The sequence below is a fragment of the Parerythrobacter aurantius genome (assembly GCF_045291475.1).
Classification (GTDB): Bacteria; Pseudomonadota; Alphaproteobacteria; order Sphingomonadales; family Sphingomonadaceae; genus Parerythrobacter; species Parerythrobacter aurantius.
In genome coordinates, this window is sequence record NZ_CP147985.1 from 902774 (window position 1) to 924987 (window position 22214).

The window sequence follows — 22214 nt, forward strand, 5'->3', positions numbered from 1 at the left end:
ATCGGCGCAAAGCCGCTCTACTCGCAGGCGGGTTGAAAGTGCGCAAAACGGAATTTTCGCGCGATAACAGGAAGATAAATCCCGAATTCGCGGGGTACGGTGTGCTCCCTTGTTCCCAAGTGCGCGAGGCGGTCCAGGCAGTAAGGGGGATTGATCAAGAACGACCTTTCCCGATCTCAACGTTGGAGCGCGAGCAACCAGGCCTGCCCCCTGTTCGGATGCAGATCGAGAGCATTTCGACGCCTCCAGCCAAGGACCGCACCTGCGAAAAAGGCACCGGCCAAGGGCGCGTGGGAAGCAAGGCAAGCGGGGCATGTCGCGTGCCCAAGCTTCGCGCCGCCCGACCCGGTGCCGGTTCGCAAGTGCACGCGGGGCCCAAGAACAAATCGCGCCGCACCCTCAGGAGCGCATCTCCAGATGCGCGGGACAGAGTGCGTCCACAGCCCCGCTCCATTTGTCGGGCGCCGCCGCCTCGCGGTGGGCGACCGCCAGGGCAACCGACCGAACCGGGTTTTTGTGCTTCGCTGGACTACCCGGCGAACAAGAAAAAAGGGCGGGAACCGTTCGCGGTTCCCGCCCTGTCGATAGTCTCAGAACTCGTCGAGCATGCCGCCGTGGACCGTGTGGACCACCCGCGCTGCGAGATGCGCTGGCAAGATGTTGTAGTCGCCCTCGTCGAGGGCAAAGTACCCGAGTTCCTCATCCTCGATAACGTGCTGATCGAAGAAGCTGTGCAGCGCTCTCTTCTCGGCTGTTTCCAGGGCCTCGAAATAGCTCCGGGACGGAAGTGCGCAATGCATCGAATAAGCCATGATAATCCTCCTGGTTTCTGTCGTGAGACGACAGGAGGTGCGCGCGATGGTCTTGTGCATCCCGGGTCAGGGATCGCCCGGATGGGCGACCGCGATAGCGGCGGTGGGGGTAACGATTTTGTTCGCTGCCGGATGCAATCCGGTGGCGGGCAAAATGGTGGGGCCCCGCCGTCCTTGAGGCGGGATTCGCAAGGCCATCATGCTGGGAGAACCGTGAGCAAGAACCCACCACCTCCGCCCAATATCAAACATCTCCTGCGTGCGAATTGCCTTTCCTACACCCCGATAACGCGGGCATGGAAACAACCAGGGAGCAGACCCGAGGGGACAAAAGGACAAGTAACATGCCCCGAAACAGGAGCGCTATTGCAGCCCTGCAAAAGCTCGAAGCGGACCGCGAGGCGCTCGACGCCAAACAACGAGAACTTGAAGTGCAAGCGGCCAGAGAACTCGGCGAAATCATCCTGGGAAGCGGCCTCGAAAGCTTCTCGAAGAAGGGCCTGAGGAAGGTTGCTGAAGAACTCGGAAAACTCGGCGAGGATGCCGCGATCGAGAAATTGACTGGGCGCGGTTCAACCCGTGCTTCGAATGCTGCGCCGGGAACCCAGTAACCACAGAAGAAGAGGCCCTGCCGCTTGCGGCAGAGCCTCTTCGTAAGGAGGACGACCGGCATCGATGTCAGTCGATATCGGGAGCGTCGGTGTTGTCGTTGTCGTCGCTCGATCCACTACCGCGGGAGAGGAAGTCGACCTTGTCCGCGAGGATCTCGGTGCCGTAGCGCGTGACCCCGTCCTTGTCCTCCCACTGGGTGTAGTGGATGCGGCCCTGCACGCTGACCAACTGGCCCTTGGAGCAGTACTGGCCGACGGTCTTGGCGAGGCCATTGAAGCAGGTTACCCGGTGGAACTCGCTTTCCTTGGCGGTGTAGCCGTTCTCGTCCTTGTAAGTCTTGCCGTCCTTGTCGCGTGCGGGGCGATCGGTGACGACGGTGATCCCGGTGACATTGGTGCCGCCCTTGGTCTCGCGGGTTTCCGGATCGCGAGCGATGCGGCCGGTGAGGATTGCGATATTGGTCATGGTGTAAGTCCTTCGGTTCCTCAAACCGGAGACCATCTCCGGCTTGCGAACATCCAGAAGAAGCAGGGCATGGGAGGACTGCACCGCGGGAGCGAAGCTCCAAGGGAAACCTGTTCATGACGGGTGGTGCGGGCAGGCGCGCGAAGCGCGACCACACGGCCGGAAAGGAACGGGTTGCTGTCCTCAGCTGACCTGATTCAGGACTGTTCGCGAAGAAGGCCGGATGGGTATCGGGTGCGGGTCTGAAGGTGCCAGGACCCCGCTGCAATCAGCTTACCCCATCGCCCTCCGATGCCGCCAGGAGATCCATGAAGTTGCGGGCCGCTTCCCGGTCTTCCTCGTTCTCGAACGCCACGTCGAGATCGGGGGCGGACCCGAACATGTGCAGGAACGACCACAGTGCAAAGCGCTTGCCCCGGTCCTCCTCAAGGCCGAGATCGACCCGGCAATGCTCGATGCCAGCAGACAACGTGTCGGGGGCAACCCCGGAGAGGTCGGTGGTGGCAAAGTAGCGCTGCAGCAGATCGTCAAGTTGCATGACCGGTCCATAGTCGGGTCTGCGCCGAATGCACATCCGGGCAATGCAGTTGCAGACTGTAAAGGCCCCCTCAGGACCCGGGAGAGGTGCCCAAGGGGCCGCGACGATCAACCACGGTGATCCGGCGCGTCTTGGCATCGATCACCAGTCGTTCGGTGACGCCATTGCCCGGAAAGGCGACGACGTAACGCGGATTGAGCGAAAGCATCTGCTCGTTGCGCTTGAACCCGGCGCGGGCACCAAGTCGACGATCGAGCGAATAGGTCAGCTGCTGGACTTCGCGGCGCTCGGCCCAGCTCGCGGCGAGGCGATCGGCACCCTTGCCGTCGCCGCCATGGACCAGGAAGAGATCGGGAACCACATCGCGAACCTTGTCCAGCGTCGCCCAGATGTTGTCCGCATAGGTGCGCGCGTCCTCAGCGCTCTCGAAGCTCTGGCGACCACCGGCGAAGACGATTGGAGTTCCCTCCGGGATGAGGGCATGACGCCGGTTCTCGGCGCGTGCGCGGAGGAAATCGCGGGCATCGATAACAGCCGATGTGAGATTGCGTGAATGGCTCGTGCGCGAGCCGGAAACGGGCTTCCACGAGGAACCGGTCTCGTCGCGGTACAGTGCTGCCGCAGCCTCGCGCATCTGCTCGAAGGCCAGCATGCTGGCTTCGGCGGCCTGCGCGCGTTCAACCTGTTCTTCCAGATTGCTCGAATGCACTTCGGAGCCATCGGCGGATGCGAGGAGGACACGGATCTCGTCGCTGGCCCGGTCAAGCTGAGCGGACTTGCGGCTGGCTGCGCGGTGGAAGAGATTGACCATGCCCCATGCAATGTCCTCGGCATCAGCCTCCAGGGCCGTATCGGAAAACATGGCGAAAAGGTCGGACCATACGGCGCCAAGCGTCTGGTCGATGGCGTCCTCGCAGGGGAAATCGGTCTCATTGAAGGGAGCTGGCCTGATGCTGAGGCCTGAGAGGTCGAGGCCGCTCAACTGGTCGATGAAGCTGTCGCACATGGGGTGTCTCCTGATCGCGGGGACAAGGAGAGGAGGCACCATTGCCTCGGTCCTGTCCGCCGGAGCCCGATCAGGGCCGGGGAAAGGGGCGCGACGCACCGCGCAGCGGGAAACCTGCGGCCCTAGGCTGGCGCGGGCAACACGGGCCGACGGGCCGCAGGTTGCGGCGCGCCCCGACCGGCCCAAGGGCCTCTCCCGGCGGAGAGGGATGAGGCAGGATCAGGTCCCAATGTCGCAGGTGGATCGGGAGCGCTCGAAGATCGCTTCGCCATTCGAGAAGCGCCCGACCAGGCGCAGATCCCCGAACAGGTCAATAAAGCGTCCCGACACCTGGGCGAGCCAGTGCCGTGCCCTTGCCGTTCGTGGGTTGTAGAAATCCGCCTCCCAGTATCGGGCATCGTCGCGTTCGGCGAGCCAGATCGCGGCGAGCCCGCAATAGGTCGATATGCCGCAATCAGCGAAGGCATTGCGAAGGAGGATACGATCTTCGCGGCCGCGCCATCCATCGAAGCTCTGAAAGGAAGGAAAGGCCGCCTTCGTGGTATCGATGATCTCGTCGACTAGGCACTCGTAGGCCCAGTCGACATCATCGTCTTCGCCGTCATGGAGCAGGCGAAAGGCCACCACGGAGCCGGTCGGATAGCTGACGGAACGTCCCATCTCACTGCTCCTCAGGCGGCGTCAGCAAGGTCGATATCGTCCTCGCTTTCGCTGGATTGGTGTCCGCCCAGTTCGAGCAGCAGGCTGGCCGCTTCCTCGGCCTTGGCCGCAGCGGTCAGAATCGCGCGCTCGTCCGATTTAAGGATCTTGAGCCAGGACGCGATGTAGCTGGCGTGATGGTCGAGGTGGGTGACCGGAAGCCCCAGTTCTGCCCCAAGAATGGCTGAGGAAAGTTCGGCGATCAGTTCCTCGGCAGCATAGGCGTCGCTGCCGAAGCGATTCTTGAGATCGCGTTCGAGCCGCGAAGAATGACCCGTCCAGTGCGACAGCTCGTGCGCGAGCGTCGCGTAATAGTGGTCATAAGCTTCGAACAGTTCGGCAGGCGGCATCGTGACGCGGTCGCGCAGCGGTTCGTAGTAGGCTTGGGCACCATGATGGCGCAGGTCTGCGCCCACTTGACCGAAGAAGGCATCAAGGCGGTCTTCGCGTCCTTCGGGCTCAAGCGCGGCAACCAGCGACTTGGGATGATAGAATGCGGGGAGGCCATCGCATTGGTCCGCGTTGAACACGGCATAGGCCTTGAGCACGCGCCGGTTCTCGGTGTCGGCTTCGCCTTCGGCGTTCTCGACTTCCTTGGTGTAGCTCTTGTAGAAAATCGCGATGGTCGATTTCTCACCCTTGCGGACCTGTCCGCCGAGCTTCTGGCACTGGCGATAGGTCATCCAGTAGGGCGAGGCGTAGCCACAGCCGTCGGCCACCATCCACAACCAGAAGGTGTTCATGCCGCGATAGGGCGTCCCGCAGGAGCGCAAGGGCCGCGAGACGGGCACACCGCGCCACGGCTTGACCCAGGGCTTTGTGCCTTGCTCGAGCTTTTCGATGATGGCGGCGGTGATGCGCTGGGCAGGCGAAGTCGAAGCAGTGCGGCGGGACTTGGTCATGGGAGTTCTCCTGATCGCCGAGACGGACATGTCCCGGTTCAGGAAAAGCAAAAGCTCCCTCCCCTCTCGTCTAATGATGACGGCTTTGCGCCCCAATAGCGGCCATAAAGTCAGGCGAGGACACGCCTGAAAGCTGCCGTTCCAAAGTTTCGTCTGATTGAGGAAAATAAGCCTTCAATCGCAATAGGTCGAAAAATTTTCTTCGCGATGCGTCTTGGTCGCTGAAGTGAGGCGCATGAAATCCTCGTTAAGTTCGGCTTTGCCGTATCGTGACCGTGCACGAATTAAGTTGCTCCTTCATTATGACTTTCGGATGAGCACCACCCCAGCAATCACAAGCGCGCCGCCAGCCAGAAGCCAGGATTGATCGACAAGCAATGCGCTAGCCACGATCAATGCGGCAGCTAGAGGGCCTTTCAAGGACTGACGCTCATTGCGAAGTCCAGCGAGCTGCTCGATACTGAGCGGATCGAGCTGAACCGGCACATATCCTGACTTTGCGATCGAGTTCGCAGTGGCAAGTATGTCGGGCAAGGACGCCGACAACCCCAGCAGCTGACCGCGAAGTTTCTTCAAACCCGACCGAGCGCTGCCGAGCGAGAACCGCTCGGCGAGAAGCTCCGTCATGATCGGCCGTGTCTCTTCGGCGATGTTGTAGTCCGGTGCCAGCGATCGGACGAAGCCCTCTGCAGTCAACAAGGTACGCAGAAGAATGGCCAGATCAGGTGGCAGAACCAGTCGATAATCCCGCAACAGATCGAAAACGCGGGAAAAAATCTGCGAGAACTCGATGCCAGATAGCACGGTCCCCCTGAACTCTCCGATCAACTGATCCAGATCCACCGCGAGCGCATCGCGATCCACCTTCGGCTCCCCCGCCCATGCGAGCAGGACATTCGCGACATCGCTGGTTTTCTCACCAGCAATCGCAAGCACGAGCCGAACGATCTCGTCGCGCCTCGTCTTGGTGAGCGTCCCGACTGATCCGAAGTCGATGAAGCCGACATCCTGCTCGCCGATCAGGAAGACGTTACCCGGATGGGGGTCGCCGTGAAATTCGCCGTTCAGGATGATCATCCGCAGGACAGCGTTGGCATAGCTTTTAGCGAAAGCCGCCACCCGCGGGTCGCCCGATGGGCTGCCCAGCGAAGACGCGGGCCTGCCGTACAGGCGTTCCTGAACGTTCACCCGCAGCCCGGTCAGTTCCCAATGGATGGCCGGGGTCCTGACGCCGATGGTATCGAGATATGCGCCGATCCGCTCGCAGGCTCGGGATTCCGCAGCGAGGTCCATCTCCCAGGCAAGATTGCGGCCGAAGGTCCGCAGAAACTCGACTGGCCGGTAACGCGCGATGTCAGGAGAGCGTGCTTCAGCGATCTCGGCAAGACGCACAAGCAGACGCACATCGGCTTCCATCCGCGCGGCGGTGCCCGGGCGTCGAACCTTCACGATGACCTTGCTACCGTCCCTTAGCTCGGCGGAATAGGTCTGTGCAATCGAGGCGGACGCCAAAGGCTTTTCGTCGAACTGCGCAAAGTCGTTCCGCCAGTCCTCACCCCAGCTTGAAGCAAGTACGGGCTCGATATCTGCGAAGCGCACTGGCGACACCTGATCGTGCAGGGTTGAGAATGCCGTGATCCAGTGTTCGGTGAACAGATCGCTTCGGGTGGCGAGGAGCTGCCCCAGTTTTATGCCGACTGGCCCGATGTCACGGAGGAACGCGACAACTGCGGCCGGGCGAAATTCGCGAGGGTCGATGACATTGTTCGAAGAGGGAATAAACCCGAGGGCTCCGGCGAGATTCTTCGCTCCGTGCCTCATTAGGATTCGGCCAATCTCCGCGGCGCGAGCGATGCTGCCGATAGGCTTTTCCGGGGGCGATGCCATGATTTTATTCAGCCTCGGCACGGTGTTGGTCCAGATTTTCCGATACCCTTTCAAGAATCTGCTGCAGCGTTCGCTTCTCGTCGGCGGCAATGTCGCGCCAAAGCAGATCATGAAGCCTATCCGCGGAGCCTCTCAGTTCGGGCAGCAGATCGTCAAGCTGCTCCGTGAGGATGAGCTGCCACGCTCGCCGATCCGTCTCAGCTCGAAGCCTTTTCATCAGCCCGCGTGCGCAAAGACCTGCAACCGCCTGGCCGATGGTCGCCGATTCCAGTTCCAGTTTCTTGGCGATTTCAGCCTGCGTAAGGGCAGGATCGCGAAGAAGTTGTCCGATGATCCTCCACTGTGTCTGATTGAGACCGATCCTGGCGACCCTCGCATCGTACACTCTGCGCGCGCCGCGACTGATCTCGTCCATAAGATAGAGAATGCGGTCATCATCGGTGATGACCTTCTGCCGACGCTGAGACCGTGACATGGTATCTGGTTTTTCATCCATAGCGCTGTGTAGTCGGATAGCCTCGGATGCCCAAATGCAAACTGCTAAATGCCTTTACTATCTGACTCACGGCTAATAGGGCGCGAGACGCGTTCACCTTTTACTGAGGCTGCCGAAAGAGTCAGATGACCGATAACTCCAACCAACCGGAGCAGGAGGGCACAACCCCAACGAAACCGCAATCGCGGCGTGGCTTGCGCATCGTGCTAACCATCGTTGGTCTTGCCGTGCTGCTTGGCGGGATCTGGTGGTACTACCGGCACGTAACCTACGGACAGTACATGCAGTCGACCGATAACGCCTATGTCGCTGCCGACAGCGTCGTTATCTCTTCCAAGGTAGCGGGATACGTCGAAGAGGTCTTCGTGGGGGAGAACGAGCAGGTTGCTCGCGGCGGAGCCCTCGTACAACTGGATTTGCGGGATTATCAGGCGCAAGCGCAACAGGCGCGCGCACAGATCGCTGCGACCCTGGCCGGTGCCGACACAATCCGTTCTCAGGTATCCGAACAGGATGCAGCCATTCGCCAGGCGCGGGCCCAACTCGCCGCCGCAGCCGCGGCACTGGACCTCGCGAACGACCAGGTGGCGCGATATCGGCCCCTTGCCGCGACAGGAGCCGAACCGCGGGAAAAGCTAGACCAGTATGAGGCGCAGGCGCGGCAGGCGCGGGCCGAACTCGCCGCTGCGCAGGCGGCGGTGGCTGCCGCGACCGCTCGCCGGGGGACCCTGTTCGAGCAGATCAGCCAGACCCAGGCGCAGGCGGACGCTGCTCGCGCTCAGCTGGAAACAGCCGACCTTACGGTTGAATCGACCTTGCTGCGCGCCAGCAAGGCCGGCCGCGTCGGCGATCTCTCGGTGAGGGTGGGCCAGTTCGTGCAACCGGGTCAACGTTTGATGACGGTGGTTCCGGTGAGCGCGATCTACGTGACCGCGAACTTCAAAGAAACGCAGGTCGGCCTCATCCGGGCCGGCCAGAGCGTCAGGCTCGAAGTTGACGCCCTGCCAGACCTTGAGATCGCGGGACGAGTGGACAGCATATCGCCGGGAACGGGCGCGGAATTTTCCATCCTCCCCCCCGAAAATGCCACCGGCAACTTTACCAAGATCGTTCAACGGATACCCGTCCGCATCGCTATCGATGCTCCCCCTGAAGTGCGGCGTCTGCTCGTTCCCGGCATGTCGGTAGTGGCTACGGTCGACACCCGGAATGCTGCCGGCGAATTGGAAGAGATCTCGAGTCGGACTCAATGACCGAGATACTGGCAGCGCAGGACACTTCGATCGGGCCGGCCGGGGGCCGAAAGAACGCAGACGCTACCGCCTGGGTCGCTGTGGCCGCGGGCGCGCTTGGCGCCATGCTCGCGACGCTGGACATATCAATCGTCAATTCCGCACTCCCCGTCATTCAGGGCGAGATCGGTGCCACAGGCGCCGAAGGCACCTGGATTGCTACGTCATTTCTCGTTGCTGAAATCGTCGTCATTCCGCTGAGCGCTTGGCTCGAACGGCTGTTCGGTCTGCGAACCCTCCTCATCATCGCGGTCAGCGCGTTCACCGCCTTTTCGGTGCTATGCGGGATTGCAACCGACCTTACGACAATGATCATCGGCCGCACGGGTCAGGGATTCACGGGCGGAGTCCTCATTCCGACCGCAATGACTATTGTGGCTAAGCGATTGCCGCCACATCAGCAGCCCATCGGAATGGCCCTGTTTGGCATGACAGTGATCCTCGGCCCCGTGATGGGGCCTTTGATCGGGGGTTGGCTGACCGAGAATCTGAGCTGGCACTATGCCTTTTTCGTCAATGTGCCAGTCTGCGCAATCCTGCTGCTCTTGCTGTTTATCGGGCTGCCTCACGAGAAGCCCAAGTGGGAATATCTCACGGACGCGGATTGGGCGGGCATTGTCGGGCTCATCTTGGGGCTGGGCGGACTTACGGTCGTCCTTGAGGAGGGCCACCGCGAGGAATGGTTTGAATCCTCTCTCATTCGCTGGCTCACAATCATCACAGTCGTCGGATTTGCCTCGCTGATCTACGGACAGGTGAAGGCACGCAAGCCAGTCTTGAAGTTGCAGCTCTTGTTCAATCGACAGTTCGCCAGCGTCGCGATCATGGCGCTCGCCCTGGGTATGGTGATGTATGGTTCGACCTACGTCATCCCGCAGTTCCTCGCGATCATTTCTGATTATAACGCGCTTCAGACCGGGCTGGTGATCTTCTGGATGGGCGTCCCGGCCTTCCTGTTGATGCCTGTGCTTCCCTTGATGATCCGGAAGATCGACATTCGCATCGCCGTCGGCGCCGGCATGTTGCTGATGGCGGTCAGCTGCTTTGTCAGCACCAGCCTTACAGCAGAATCCGGTGGTGCCGTTTTTACCGAGAGCCAGCTCTTGCGCGGTGCCGGCATGATCCTTGCGATGATGTTCCTGAATCAGGCAACGGTGGCTTCGGTGGCCAAGGAAGACGCGGGCGATGCCTCGGGCATTTTCAACGCGGCCCGCAATCTTGGCGGATCATTCGCCCTCTCGGCCCTCGCTTCGTTCCAGGACCAGCGGATCTGGCATCATAGCCGGCGGATGGAAGAGACCCTGAATGCGAACAGCGTTTCGCTACAGGACTATCTCGAAGGGCTGGCGCGAAACTTCGGCGGCATGGAGGGGGCGATGGCCGTCCTGAGCCGCACCCTCCAACGCGAGGCGTTCATAATGACCTACAATGACGTGTTCCTGGTTATGGGGATTCTGACCCTCGCGACGGTTCCGCTGGTCCTCTTCCTGAGGCCGCTTCCAAAAAATGTCTCCCTTTCGATGCACTGAGCCCTACACGATGCGCCACTTGCTACCTCCGCTTGTCACTATCGCCTTGCTAGCTGGATGCACGGCAGGGCCCGATTATGCAGGCCCCCCGGAAGTTGTGTCAGCAGACACGGGCACTCGCTTTGTGCGCGCTGGCAGTGATGTGAGCGCATCTGATCCGGTTGTCGCTCAATGGTGGCTGCTGCTCGGCGATCCCGAGTTGACGCGGCTGGTGGAGGCTGCGCTGTCCGGCAACCCCTCGCTCGCCGCAGCGCAGGCGCGCATTGCCCAGGCACGGGCATCCATCAGGCAAGACCGTGCGGGTCGAATGCCATCGCTTGGGGCACAGGCCACCACCGTGCAGGGCCGGCTTCCTGGTCTCGACCTTCAAGGCGGGGCGCCCCCCCCGTCAGAGCAAACCAATTCCGACGCAGAAACCGATGACTCGCTCAGCTTTTACAATGTGGGCCTTAACGCCAACTGGGAGCTGGAGTTTGCCGGTGGCTCGCGCAGGCGCATTGAGGCCAGCAATGCCCAAGCTGCTGCAACGGTGGCCAATGCAGAGGACGCAAAGGTCCAGTTGACTGCCCAAGTGGCCAGCACCTACGTCAATTTGCGGGAGGCCCAATTCCGCGCAGAGCAATTTGAGGCGCAGATTTCGTTGCAGGAAGAGATCCTGGCGCTGACATACCAACGCTATCAGCGCGGTGCATTGCCGCTTTTCCCGGTAGGCACCGCGAATGCCGAACTGGAGATGCTCAAGTCACAACTTGCCGAAGCTGAAGCGGATATCGCAGTCCTGTCTGATGCGCTCGCTATACTGACCGGACACGTGCCGGGATCAGTTGATGCAGCGCTCACGACTGCGCGCTCCATTCCCATGCCGCCAGAGCAGGTCGCGATCGGCGATCCGGCAAGCCTGGTGGCGCGTCGGCCTGACATAAGGGCGGCCGAACGGTCTCTTGCCGCGTCGACGGCGCGGATCGGGGTGGCCGAGGCGGCGCGGTTCCCGAAATTGTCCTTCACAGGGATCCTGGGCCTCGGCGGATCCTCGTTGGACGACGTTGTCGATGTCGGCGAATTCTCCGCACTCGCGATCCCGCGCCTCCAGTGGAATTTTCTGGATTTCGGCAGGGTAGACGCTGCGATCGACCAAGCCGGGGCGGCGCGCAACGAAGCAGTCGCCAATTACCAGCAGACGGTGCTTCTGGCACTGCAAGACGCCGAACGTGCCTTGGCTCGCTTCGGCCAGCAGCGTGTTGCGCTCGCTGCCAGAATGCAAATCAAGAAGCAGGCTGACGACGCGGCGGACCTGAACCGCCAACGTTTTGCCGCAGGAGCGATCTCGAAGGCTGACCTCAACCGGGCCCTGCGAGAACAGCAGCAGGCCTCAGGAGACCTCGTCCGGGCAAGAGGCGCCCTTACGCTGTCGTGGATTGCGCTGCAGAAGTCGCTGGGCCTTGGGTGGCAAGAGCCTGTTCGAGATCAATAGTCCCGCCGCGCTGATCAATTGATCCGGTTGACGAGAAGTAGGCACCCCTGCCGCTGGCGACCAACTTGCCGTCGGGCTCGAGAACCCGGGTTTCCGCCACCGAAATCTGTCGCCCGATCTTCACGATCTGTCCGTGAGCAGTGAGAGGTCCTGAGGTTGCAGGACGGTGGTAATCGACATGCAGATCGGCCGTCGCTCTCGCCGCGACGCCCCCGGCAAGCAGAGTATAAAGCCCGGTGAGGTCGACCAGTGACGCCAGGACCCCTCCATGCGCCGACCCAATCATAGGGTTCGACACGATCTCTTCGCGCCATGGCATGGTGATCGCGATTCCCTGGTCGGAGCATGTCGCAATCTCCAGCCCAAGCCATCGATGAAACGGCGCGATATTCAGCATTTCCTGCAAGCGCTCTCGATCGATCATAGCTCCCTCGTCCCCTGTGGCTGAGCCGTATCGGATGAGTGATGGCGCCTCAGGAAATTGACGATAGCGGCGGAAAAGGCATCGTTCGCATCGCCCACGACCATGTGCGTGGCATCGGCAATATCGGTGTATTCTGCATGGGGGGCGAGTTGTCGCAGATGCAAAACGGCCTCTTCGGAAACAAGATCGCTAGAGCCGCCTCGGATGAGGTGAAGCGGAAGCGTGAGATTCGCCGCAGCTTGGCTGAGCATTGCCGATTGACGTTCTTGGCTGTCTGGGTCGCTTCGTCTGGCCGCCATTATATTACGGATAAACACCGGGTCCCAGTGCCAATAGAAGCGCCCATCCGGCTTCTGCCGCAGATAGTTTTTCAGACCATCGCTCGCGCCCCGCCTGGGACGATGCGGCATGTAGCGAGCGATCACGTCGGCCGCCTCCTCTGGTGAGGCGAAGCCGCTATCGACATGCTCTTCCATGAAACCAACCACGCGCATCACACCGCTGGGCTCCATGCGCGGGGCAATGTCGACCAATGTGAGTGAAGCAAAGCTACCTGGAGCAAGCTCCCCTGCGGCAATCAGTCCAGCGAGCCCGCCCAGTGAAGCGCCGACCAGCGCTGGCTTCTGGTCCAGGCGCGACGCTGCAGCGACCAGATCCGCCGCGAAGTCGCGCATTTCGTAAGCTCCGCATGGCGACCAATCGCTGTCTCCGTGACCGCGCATATCGAAGGCGATTGCGCGAAAGCCGGCTTGAGCCAGTTCGCTGACCACCCTTCTCCACGCGCGCCGTGTCTGCCCGCCGCCGTGCGCAAGAAGGACGGGTTTAGCGTAGGCATCCCCCTCAGCCTCGGCTGTAAGAGAAATAGCGCCTGCGCCCTCAATCGTAAAGGTTTCTCTCGCCATCTCTGGATGGTAGGAAAGGCGCGCTAAATAGTAAACCGATTTAGTTTGTGGCTCTCGGCTCCGTGTTGGCTGTCCTGCAGGGGCGTTTCAACGACGGCAAAAATCTATGCCAAGAGGGGTTTCTCCAGACCATTCTCTAATGCACCGGCTTGCGATTCGGTCAGCAGTCGCTGTCCGCTTAATCCGCTCAAAGATATAAAAGCTGCTTTTCCGCTTCCGTTTAGAGTTTCGGACGCCGCGAGGCGTCGGAAAGTCGACGGTGCCCGAACCCGCGGGCCGCACGCGATGAGCTATGGGGATTTCGATTTCGGGTTTGTCCGGGCGTCTGCTGACGGTGCCGATAAGCGGACGTGCCTGAGAGCAGCCGGTCCGATTTTGCGATGACAAAGCAGCCGTGGGATGCGCGTCCGTCCGATTTTGGTGATGCGACTACTGCTTTTGGGCGGGTAATATGCGGACGTCATCGCCGCCGGAAGCGTGGCTGCGGCGGGGTGGAACAGTGTCATGCCGAGCCGGGTCACGGCGCAGGTTGCCCGGATGGAGCGGCTGCGCTCGGCGGACCGCGTGGCGGATGGCAGCGCTGGAAGGTCTCGATGATGACCATGTGCCCGCCGCAGCAAGGGCATGCCGGACGCGGATCGGGCGGTTCGGTGGAGGGCTCGTCCGTAGCCGGCGGTACGATCGCTAGCAGCTGACGGGCGCGTTCGAGATGGGCTTTGCGGGTGCTGGCGGCGAGCAGGCCATAGTGGCGGATGCGATGGAACCCGCGCGGCAGGCAGTGCAGCAGGAAGCGGCGGATGAACTCGTCGGCGCTGAGCGTCATCACCTGCTGACGGTCTGGCGAGGAGCGGCGATAATCCTTGTAGCGGAACGTGACGCCGCTCTCGCCGAACCGGAGGAGACGGCTGTTCGAGATCGCGACCCGGTGGGTGTAGCGCGAGAGATAGGCGAGCACTGCCTCGGGACCGGCGAACGGCGGCTTGGCATATACCACCCAGCGCTTCTTCCTCACCGGTGACAGATGGCGCAGCAACGCACGGCGGTCGGCCAACTCCGCCAGCTTACCGAAGAAGGCGAGCTTGCCGGCATCGTGAAGCGCCAGCAGCCGGGTCAGGAACAGACGGCGGAACAAAGCGCCCAGCACGCGCACCGGCAGGAGGAAGGCCGGGCGGGACGATATCCATCGGTCCCCGTCCAGCGCGATACCGCCGCCCGGCACGATCATGTGGATGTGCGGATGATGGGTCATGGCCGAGCCCCAGGTGTGGAGCACGGCGGTGATGCCGATCCGGGCGCCGAGATGCTTCGGGTCGGCGGCGATGGTGAGCGTGGTCTCGGACGCGGTCTTGAACAGCAGGTCGTAGAGCAGAGCCTTGTTGTGGAACGCGATGGCGGCGATCTCGGCGGGCAGCGTGAACACGAGGTGGAAATAGCCGACCGGCAGCAGGTCGGCCTCGCGCGCGGCGAGCCAGGTCCGCGCGGCGGCGCCCTGGCACTTGGGGCAGTGGCGGTTGCGGCAGGAGTTGTAGGCGATCCGCCAATGGCCGCAGTCGGTGCAGGCCTCGACGTGCCCGCCCAGCGCGGCGGTGCGACAGTGCTCGATCGCCGACATGACCTTGAGCTGATGCAGGCTCAGGTGCCCGGCATGGGCGGCCCGATAAGCAGGCCCGGCAGCACGGAAGACGTCGGCAACCTCGAGCGAGGTGCGCACCGGCTCTCAGCCGCTCGGCACCTCGTTATCCGGTGCCGCCAAGGCCAGTCGGTCGAGCGGGCTGACAACTGCCCGCATCGTCTTCGTTGCCACCTTGGTGTAGAAGGCCGTGGTGTTGAGCTTGGCATGGCCGAGCAGTGCCTGGATAACGCGGATATCGACGCCGTCCTCGAGCAGATGCGTCGCAAAACTGTGCCGTAGGGTGTGCGGTCCGACCCGCTTGGCGATATCGGCTGCCTCTGCCGCTTGAACGACGACCCGGTAGAGCTGGCGGGTGCTGATCGGCACCGTCGCGTTCTGACCTGGGAAGAGCCAGCCATCGGCATGAAGCACACCCTGTTGCCGCCCCGCGCGCCACCACTCCCGCAGCAGCACAAGCAGACCTTCGGGCAGCATGGCGTTGCGATAGCGTCCACCCTTGCCGCGTTCGATCCTGAGCAGCATGCGCTTGCTGTCGATATCGCACACCTTGAGCGCCGAGACCTCGCCGACCCGCAGCCCCGCACCGTAGGCCACCGACAGCGCGGCCTGGTGCTTGAGGCAGGTCGTGGCGTCGAGGAGCCGCTTCACCTCGGGCTGGGTCAGCACCACCGGGATCTTGCGAGCATGAGCGGTGCGGACCAGCTTGCGGGCAAGCCCGGGCCGGTCGAGGGTGTGGGTGAAGAGGAAACGCAGCGCAGCCACGATGCTGTTCATGGTCGGCGCCGGCACCCCGGCTTCCCGTTGCTCAATCTGGAACCGCCGGACATCCTCGGCGGTCGCGGTGTGGGGCGAGCGCGCCAGCCAGGTCGCGAACCGCCCGACATCGCGCAGATAGTTGCGCTGCGTCTCCGGGCTGAACCGGCGCATGGTCATATCCTCGATCAGCCGCTGGCGCAGCGGGCTGATGGGCGAAACAGGTACAAGATCGTTCATCTCTCGACTCCTCGGTTGAAGGAGCCGGAATGGTCGGCCTTGTTCGATCTACTCGCTACGTTCTTGCTCTGGCGTCACCCGCGCCGCCAGCACCCCTCCCGCGAAGCGGGTTCGTGCAACGGCCCAAATTCTGACATGAAAAAGGCGGTCCGTCCCAATTGGGACGGACCGCCCACCGAGCGACCTCGACCTGTCAGGAGGGTCAGGCAGCCTGCTCGGCAATTTCGTCTGTCGCATCGTCGCTGACTGCCTCGTCGACTTCGACACCAATCGGCGCGACCTCCTGAGCAGCAGTGAACAGCATGATCGCAGGAACCCAGGCTTGCGCCCGCTCCTTGACCTCGGCCTCGCCGATGAAGTTGCCTGAGAAGATGCGCTCGGCTGCGCTCGCAAGCTCAGCCTTCTTCGAAGCAGCGTATCGGCTGACCAGCTCCGGACCACCCGCAGCATCGAGCGCTTCGAGCGTGCGAGCCTTGGCCACGCGGTCGAAATAGTTTGCCGCGGTGGGACGCCACCAATGCGCGGTTTCGATTTCCAGAAGTGCCCCGAGCGCTTCGTGCATGGGCACCGAACGATCGCCTTCGCAGGCTAGGCTGGCGACGAGCGTGCGCGAGACGACATGACCAAGCCAGGCCGAACGCGCCTCATCGGAAAGCGACCGGAACCTGGCAAACCGCTCGACGTCGGTCTCGCCCGAGCGCCAGCTTTCGTCGAGCGAACCAGCGAACTCGGCCAGAGCAGCGCTCGCCGGTGCATCCTTGGCCTCAAACCCGGCAACCGGTCCAGACGCGATGGAGCCGACAAGCGTCGATGCCTTTCTGGCGCGCCAGTCGTGCCCATCGGCATCCGCGAGCGTGAAGACCATGAAGTCGAGCGCCAGTGCCGGATCGTTAGCGAGATGGACCGCCAGGATATCGCGGCGCTGCATTGCAAGCTCGTCGAGCAGGCGCTGCGAAAGCGAGCTGCCCTTGGGTTTAACCGCTCCGCTTTCTTCGACTGCCTCCACCACACCTTCGTCAGCGATGACTTCGGTCTCGGTGTAGAACTGCGGGACCAAGGTCGGCTCGCCATTGCGCGAGAGGATAAGGAAGGCACCGGCCTCGGGTTTCAGCTCGTCGGCGAGCACGGGCGGCCGGTCATTGAGCGCGCGCATGGCGCGGTCGATGACGACGAGTTCCTGTTCGGCCTTGGCGACCTCGTCCTCGTGGCTGTCCTCGTCTTCGAGCACGGCGGCGACGCGGTCGTAGTCGGCCTCGAGCTCGCCAAGTTCCTTCGCTTCCTGTTCCGTCATCGGCGCAGGCTCGCAAGGCAGACGGCTCAGACCTTCGACAAGGTCGTGACTGAGATAGGTGCCCAGCGTCGGCCGAACCCAGGCAAGGCCATATTCGAGCGCAGCCTTATTTGCCGCCTCTTCAATGGCCTTGTGCGCGAGGTCCTCGAGCAGCGCGACATCGATCCAGCTCTCGCTGGCGTCATCGTCGAAGAGTTCGCGTTCGATCCGGCCACCCGCACCGATGTACGCATCGCGTCCGACCAAAACAGCTCGCGGATCAGAACCGCGCACCGTGGCATCGAGCACCATGCGGCGGATCGTGTCGGGCGTGATCTGGTACCAGGCGTCCTGCAGCTCGGCATAGACATGCGCCTGGCGCTCGACGTCGGAGATCGCGCCGTAGGCCTTGGCCATGTCGAGCGTGATCGTGCCTTCGGCGAGCGCTTCGAAGACGCAGGGTGCCAGACTTGCCAAACGCAGGCGCCCTTCGACGAACCGGACGGTGAGGCCGAAGCGGCGCGCCACGTCTTCAGGGGTAGCGCCTGCTTCGATGATGGAGGCGAAGGCCTGCGCCTCGTCGGCCGGGTTCATTGCGAGACGCTGGAAGTTCTCGGCAAGGCTGGCTTCGCGCACTTCCCTTTCCTCGCCTTCGATGACGAGGCAGGTGACTTCGTGCGTGTCAGGCAAGGTGCCCTCTTCGGCCAGCGCCTGCAGCGCGGCGAGCCGGCGACCGCCAGCATCGACCTCGAACTTGCCGCGCTTTCCTTTGCGCACGACGAGGTTCTGCAGCAGGCCACGCGCGGCAATGTCTGCCCGCAGCTGGAGGTCGGCCAGCACGTCGCTCGACTTGCGAACGTTACGCGGGCTCGGGACGAGCTTCTTCAAGGGAATCGACTGGATCATGGGTGTTCTCCTGATGGAATGAAGGCGCCAGTGAGGATCACTTGGCCCACAAGCCCAAAGGGCTCCCTCCACTCTCATTCCGAGATTGGGGTCTCCCGAGGGATCAGGCGGCTAGCGCAGGGAGGACGGACGAGGCTCTCGACACCGGCACGAACAGCCGCGTGCGGTAGCGGATGATCTCGGTGAAGCAGCCCTTGCCCTTGTACCAGTCGAGCCGATCGGGCGAAAATCCGGTCAGTTCAAGGCGCTGTTCGCCTCCGACCAGCGAGCGCTTCACGGTGAGCGGATCGTGGCTTGCAAGGTCCAGCGGTTTGCCGCTTTCGAGGACGAGGTCGCCAATCTGGTCCGGCGCCGGACCGGTAACTCCGGAAAGACCAAAGGTATCGGCGATTGCGGCGAGATCGATATCGAGCACTTCGCGACCGATGATCGACTGGCCGTCCTCGGCAACGAGCCGGGTGACGCGGACATGATCGCCGGGCAGGCGCTTCCAGACAGGAAGCAGCAGTCCGGTGGCGAGATGGACGCGCTCGGTCACCGGTGACTTGGCCGCTTCCTCTTCCTCGGCCAGCCAGGCGCTGGTGAACGCTGTGACGCCAATTTCCTCCCAGTGGCTCTCACCAAGTGCTTCAAGCGTCCAGTTCGCGGAATTGAGCGGACGCAGAAGGCGTCGGCGTTCGACCACGGCCCCGTCGTCGGCGATGAGGCGCCGGGCCGGAACCGACAGCGCGACCTTGCCCGAGCGCGCATTGCGCAAGGGGATCGCGTGCGCGCTGCCGATCTCGTGCATCCGCACCAGGCGTTGCAAGCGCAGAGGCCGAAGGTGCCTGGCTACTTCGAGCGAGACGAGGCGGGTCTCGGCACCGGTCACGGGGTCTGTACGAAGGAGCTCATCGGCGAGGACCGTGAAGTGATCGACCCTAACAGTTTCCAGTCCCTGGTCGAGCGTTCCGGCTTCACGCGCAGCTTCGATCCGCGCTTCGACGAGACCAAGATATTCCTCGAATATGGCGTTCTGGAGCGCGATCGGCAGCGCGAGGATGCGGTTGAGCCAGCGCTGGATCGTGGGGAGATTATCGATCAGCCCGCCATCGGGGCTTTCAAGCCGGAGGCCGGTGCGCTCGACGAAGTTGCCGAAGCTCGTGGCCTCCAGCTTGCCGTCATAGAGCAGCTGAAACCAGCGGCTGAGCGCGTCGCGCGCGTAATCGCTTTCGAGATTGTCTGCCGGGTCGAACAGGTTCTGTCCGCCGGTCTGGCGCTGGCCGCGCGTCAGCGCGCCCAATGCATCGAGCCTGCGCGCAATGGTCGAGATGAACCGGCGCTCGCCCTTCACGTCGGTGGTTACCGGGCGGAACAGTGGGGCGGAGGCCTGGTTGGTGCGGTTGGTGCGACCGAGCCCCTGGATCGCATTGTCGGCGCGCCAGCCCGGCTCGAGCAGGAAATGGACCCGGCGCTGCTGGTTCCTGGCGCCCAGGTCGGCATGATAGGAACGCCCCGTGCCGCCCGCATCCGAGAAGACCAGGATGCGCTTGGTTCCTTCCATGAAGCTTTGCGCTTCGGCGACATTGGCGCTGGGGCTGCGACGTTCGAGGCGTTGTTGACCATCGCGCCCCAAGACCAGCCTTCGGGTCCGACCCGTGACCTCGGCCACGGCCTCGGTTCCGAAGTGCTCGATGATGGCGTCGAGCGCGGTAGCGATGGGCGGCAGCGCGCAGAGCTGTTCGATCAGCGCATCACGCGCGGCAATGGCGCGGGGACAGAAAACGGGATTGCCCTCGTCGTCGCTCATGGGCTCGGAGCGAAGATTGCCATCCTCGTCTGAAAAGACCTGCATCAGGCGCACCGGGAAGCTCTTGGCAAGGTAGTCGATGACGTATTCGCGAGGGGACAGATCGATATCGAGCGCTTCGCGTTCTTCCACGGTAAGGTCAGCAAGGCGCCGGTCGAGCATGGCCTCGGCGGTCGAGACCAGCTGCACGACCACCGAATGGTCCTCGCCAAGCGCCGCTTCCATCGCGGGGATCAGGCTCGGTAGTTTCATCGAGAGCAGGAGCTGGGCAAAAAACCGCTGCTTGGTGCCTTCGAAGATCGACAGCGCCGCAGCCTTGGCATTGCGGTTGAGGGCATCGCCGCTGTCCTCGTCGACCACCCGCGTTGCCTCCAGTGCCGCTTCGAGATTGCGGTGAATAATCGCCCAGGCATCAGCATAGGCATCGTAAATCCGCACCTGCGCGTCGGTCAGGCAGTGTTCGAGGATCTCGTACTCGACGCCTGCAAAGGACAATGCGCGAGCGAGATAAAGACCCTGGGCCTTGAGGTCGCGGGCGACGAGTTCCATCGCCGCGACCCCGCCAGCGCGGATTTCGGTCATGAAGGCCTCGTGGGTCGGGAAAGCCGTCTCGGGTCCCCAGAGGCCAAGCCGGGACGTGTAGCCGAGGTTGGCGATATCCGAAGCGCCGGTGGCCGATGCGTAGAGCACACGGGCGCGCGGGAGATGGTTCTGCAGCCTGAGGCCCGCCATCCCTTGTTCGGAGCCCTTGACCTTGCCGCGGGTTGAATAGCCCCCGAGCGCATTGGCCATGGCGTGGGCTTCGTCGAAAGCGATCACGCCGTCGAAATCCTCGCTCGCCCAGGCAAGGATCTGGTCAAGGCGCGTATCTTCGGCGCGTCCCGAGCGTAGCGTCGGATAGGTGACGAAGAGGATGCCTTCGAACATCGTTACCGGATGGCCGAGTTTCCAGCGCGAGAGCGGCTGGAGATCGAGCGGCAGCCCGCCAAGCGCTTCCCAGTCCCGGCGAGCGTCTTCGAGCAGAGCCTCATTCTTGGTGATCCACACATGACGCCGCTCGCCTGCGAGCCAGCGATCCATGATGACCGCGGCGATCTGCCGTCCTTTGCCCGCTCCGGTTCCGTCGCCGAGGAAGAAGCCTTGGCGGTAGGAGTGTCCGTCCTCGGAGAGTTCCAGCGAGGTGCCTTCCTGGCTCACCTTGAACTGACCCGGAAGATCGCGCGCAAATGCCTGGGCAGCGTAGACCAGTGTCTCGCATTGCGCTTCGGACAGCAGGCCATCGGCCTGCCAACATGCGGGAAGGCGCGGGCAAACATCGGGCTGCGGTGCCGCGACCGAACCCATGGCGACCGATTCCACGAGCGGGGTGGGATGGACCGGAGCATCTTCGAAGGCGATGCGGCTGGGCCGGTAAGGCAGGTAGATGCCTGCCTGTTCGGGCACAGGCGCGGGGTCGGCGAGGACCGAATAGGCAAGGTCGATCGCATTCGCTGTAGCTCTTGGTGTCGCGGCGAACGGCGCCAACGGCCGGACCGGCGCGCAATCCGCTGAGCTATTGCCAACGAGGCGCACTGGCTTGCCGACTGGCAGGCGATGGATGTTGGCGGAGGTCTGTACGCGTGGCGGAAGCGCAGTGATAAGTTCGTGAAGCAAGATGAGGTCGGCGGTATCTCCGATGATCGCTGACGAGGACGCAGTCGGAGTCTTGTCGATCACGACCAGACGAACGGCGATCGCCGTCCCTGTCCGGCGAAACATCTGCTCCAAGCGGACATTGAGCAGGAACGACGATTCGTCCTGTGCTTTGGCGAACGTGGAAGCATCAAAGCCATCGGGCATGATCGCGACGATCCTCGCCCCACTGGCAGCAGCCCGGATCGCGCTGCGCAGGTGGCGCTGCGCCGCCGCACCGTCCTTGCCGCGTTCCTGGCTGCGGGCGAATGGCGGGTTCATCATTACGAGCGACGGAACAGGGCCATGATGCAGGTCGGCGATCAGCTCGCCGTCGTGCGCAGTGAATGTGGCCGAAGAGAAGATGTGGGCCAAGGCATCTCGTCTTGCCGGATCGATCTCGTTGAGTAGCAGCGAAGCGTTCTGAACGCTGCCCCAAAGGGCAAGGGCGCCATTGCCGGCGGACGGCTCGAGCAGCGTGTCGTGCGCAGAAACTGCTGCAGCGTTTGCCATCAGCCAGGTCAGCATTGGCGGGGTCGAGAACTGCTGAAGCTCGACCTGTGCTTCGCTGCGAACGTGCCGCGGCGGCAAGGCTGCTTCGAGCCAGTCGAAACGCGCTTCTGCTTCATGAACGCTGGTCGCAAGATCGATGCGCGAAGACTGTCGAAGCCAGAGCAGTGCGCCGATCTCGACGGCGTTGTTGTAGTCGTCGATGGTCCAGGCGCATCCCCAGTCCCTGCCGCCGGTTTCTTCGGCGAACAGGCCGGAAATGTCGGCACGGGTCAGGTGACGACCCGAGGCGAGAAGCGCGGCAATCCTGGTGCCGATGGCATAGGCCAGTGGCTCTGACGGCAACTGCTCGCCGGCGGGAAACAGGTCTGATTGAAACATGGCAATTCGTCCTCCTGATGGGGGCA

The 22214-nt window shown here is 62.7% G+C and carries 18 protein-coding genes; 4 read left to right on the top strand and 14 right to left on the bottom strand.

Annotated features, from left to right (window positions below):
* Positions 1-590: 590 nt before the first annotated feature.
* Positions 591-812 (bottom strand): hypothetical protein, encoded by a 222-nt coding sequence (locus WAB17_RS04465; protein WP_435418817.1) that lies wholly within the window; start codon positions 810-812, stop codon positions 591-593.
* A 344-nt stretch (positions 813-1156) separates the two neighbouring features.
* Between WAB17_RS04465 and WAB17_RS04470 the strand changes: the two genes are divergently transcribed.
* The gene (locus WAB17_RS04470) at positions 1157-1423 is read left to right on the top strand and encodes a DUF6437 family protein (RefSeq protein ID WP_435418818.1); all 267 of its coding nucleotides are present in this window, start codon (positions 1157-1159) and stop codon (positions 1421-1423) included.
* 67 nt (positions 1424-1490) lie between these two features.
* Here the strand turns inward: WAB17_RS04470 and WAB17_RS04475 are convergent, their stop codons facing one another.
* The 7 genes from WAB17_RS04475 to WAB17_RS04505 form a co-directional block, all read right to left on the bottom strand.
* Entirely contained in the window at positions 1491-1889 is a 399-nt protein-coding gene (locus tag WAB17_RS04475) for a single-stranded DNA-binding protein (RefSeq protein ID WP_435418819.1), read from the bottom strand.
* 268 nt (positions 1890-2157) lie between these two features.
* A complete protein-coding gene (locus tag WAB17_RS04480; RefSeq protein WP_435418820.1) occupies positions 2158-2427 on the bottom strand; it encodes a hypothetical protein in 270 nt (89 codons plus the stop codon).
* 70 nt (positions 2428-2497) lie between these two features.
* On the bottom strand, positions 2498-3433 hold the full coding sequence (locus WAB17_RS04485; protein ID WP_435418821.1) for a DUF2493 domain-containing protein: 936 nt from the start codon (positions 3431-3433) through the stop codon (positions 2498-2500).
* Between the two features lie 219 nt (positions 3434-3652).
* Positions 3653-4093 (bottom strand): hypothetical protein, encoded by a 441-nt coding sequence (locus WAB17_RS04490; protein ID WP_435418822.1) that lies wholly within the window; start codon positions 4091-4093, stop codon positions 3653-3655.
* A gap of 11 nt (positions 4094-4104) precedes the next feature.
* Positions 4105-5034 (bottom strand): ArdC family protein, encoded by a 930-nt coding sequence (locus WAB17_RS04495; protein WP_435418823.1) that lies wholly within the window; start codon positions 5032-5034, stop codon positions 4105-4107.
* Positions 5035-5334: 300 nt separating this feature from the next.
* Positions 5335-6975: an ABC1 kinase family protein gene (locus WAB17_RS04500; protein WP_435418824.1), complete on the bottom strand. Its 1641-nt coding sequence runs from the start codon at positions 6973-6975 to the stop codon at positions 5335-5337.
* Complete coding sequence (locus WAB17_RS04505; protein ID WP_435418825.1) at positions 6926-7417, bottom strand: MarR family winged helix-turn-helix transcriptional regulator; 492 nt, start codon at positions 7415-7417, stop codon at positions 6926-6928. Before WAB17_RS04505 ends, WAB17_RS04500 begins: the two co-directional genes overlap by 50 nt.
* Before the next feature lie 125 nt (positions 7418-7542).
* Here WAB17_RS04505 and WAB17_RS04510 point away from each other — a divergent pair, with 125 nt between their 5' ends.
* Genes WAB17_RS04510 through WAB17_RS04520 form a run of 3 tightly spaced genes read left to right on the top strand, consistent with a single transcriptional unit; the run spans position 7543 to position 11709 of the window.
* Positions 7543-8670 carry an HlyD family secretion protein gene (locus WAB17_RS04510; RefSeq protein ID WP_435418826.1) on the top strand — a complete coding sequence of 376 codons (1128 nt, stop codon included), beginning with the start codon at positions 7543-7545 and terminating at the stop codon, positions 8668-8670.
* Positions 8667-10238 (top strand): MDR family MFS transporter, encoded by a 1572-nt coding sequence (locus WAB17_RS04515; protein WP_435418827.1) that lies wholly within the window; start codon positions 8667-8669, stop codon positions 10236-10238. Before WAB17_RS04510 ends, WAB17_RS04515 begins: the two co-directional genes overlap by 4 nt.
* Before the next feature lie 10 nt (positions 10239-10248).
* Positions 10249-11709, top strand: coding sequence for an efflux transporter outer membrane subunit (locus tag WAB17_RS04520; protein WP_435418828.1), 1461 nt, complete (start codon positions 10249-10251; stop codon positions 11707-11709).
* On the opposite strand, the gene WAB17_RS04525 is transcribed toward WAB17_RS04520, so the two are convergent.
* From WAB17_RS04525 to WAB17_RS04550, 6 genes are all read right to left on the bottom strand, one after another.
* Positions 11639-12133, bottom strand: coding sequence for a hotdog fold thioesterase (locus WAB17_RS04525; protein WP_435418829.1), 495 nt, complete (start codon positions 12131-12133; stop codon positions 11639-11641). The two genes, WAB17_RS04520 and WAB17_RS04525, sit on opposite strands and share 71 nt — an antisense overlap.
* On the bottom strand, positions 12130-13035 hold the full coding sequence (locus tag WAB17_RS04530) for an alpha/beta fold hydrolase (protein ID WP_435418830.1): 906 nt from the start codon (positions 13033-13035) through the stop codon (positions 12130-12132). Before WAB17_RS04530 ends, WAB17_RS04525 begins: the two co-directional genes overlap by 4 nt.
* Before the next feature lie 517 nt (positions 13036-13552).
* Entirely contained in the window at positions 13553-14746 is a 1194-nt protein-coding gene (locus WAB17_RS04535; RefSeq protein ID WP_435418831.1) for an IS91 family transposase, read from the bottom strand.
* 6 nt (positions 14747-14752) lie between these two features.
* Complete coding sequence (locus tag WAB17_RS04540) at positions 14753-15661, bottom strand: tyrosine-type recombinase/integrase (protein WP_160987269.1); 909 nt, start codon at positions 15659-15661, stop codon at positions 14753-14755.
* 202 nt (positions 15662-15863) lie between these two features.
* Positions 15864-17837: a ParB/RepB/Spo0J family partition protein gene (locus WAB17_RS04545; protein ID WP_435418832.1), complete on the bottom strand. Its 1974-nt coding sequence runs from the start codon at positions 17835-17837 to the stop codon at positions 15864-15866.
* Positions 17838-17940: 103 nt separating this feature from the next.
* Complete coding sequence (locus WAB17_RS04550) at positions 17941-22188, bottom strand: strawberry notch-like NTP hydrolase domain-containing protein (RefSeq protein ID WP_435418833.1); 4248 nt, start codon at positions 22186-22188, stop codon at positions 17941-17943.
* Positions 22189-22214: the final 26 nt, after the last annotated feature.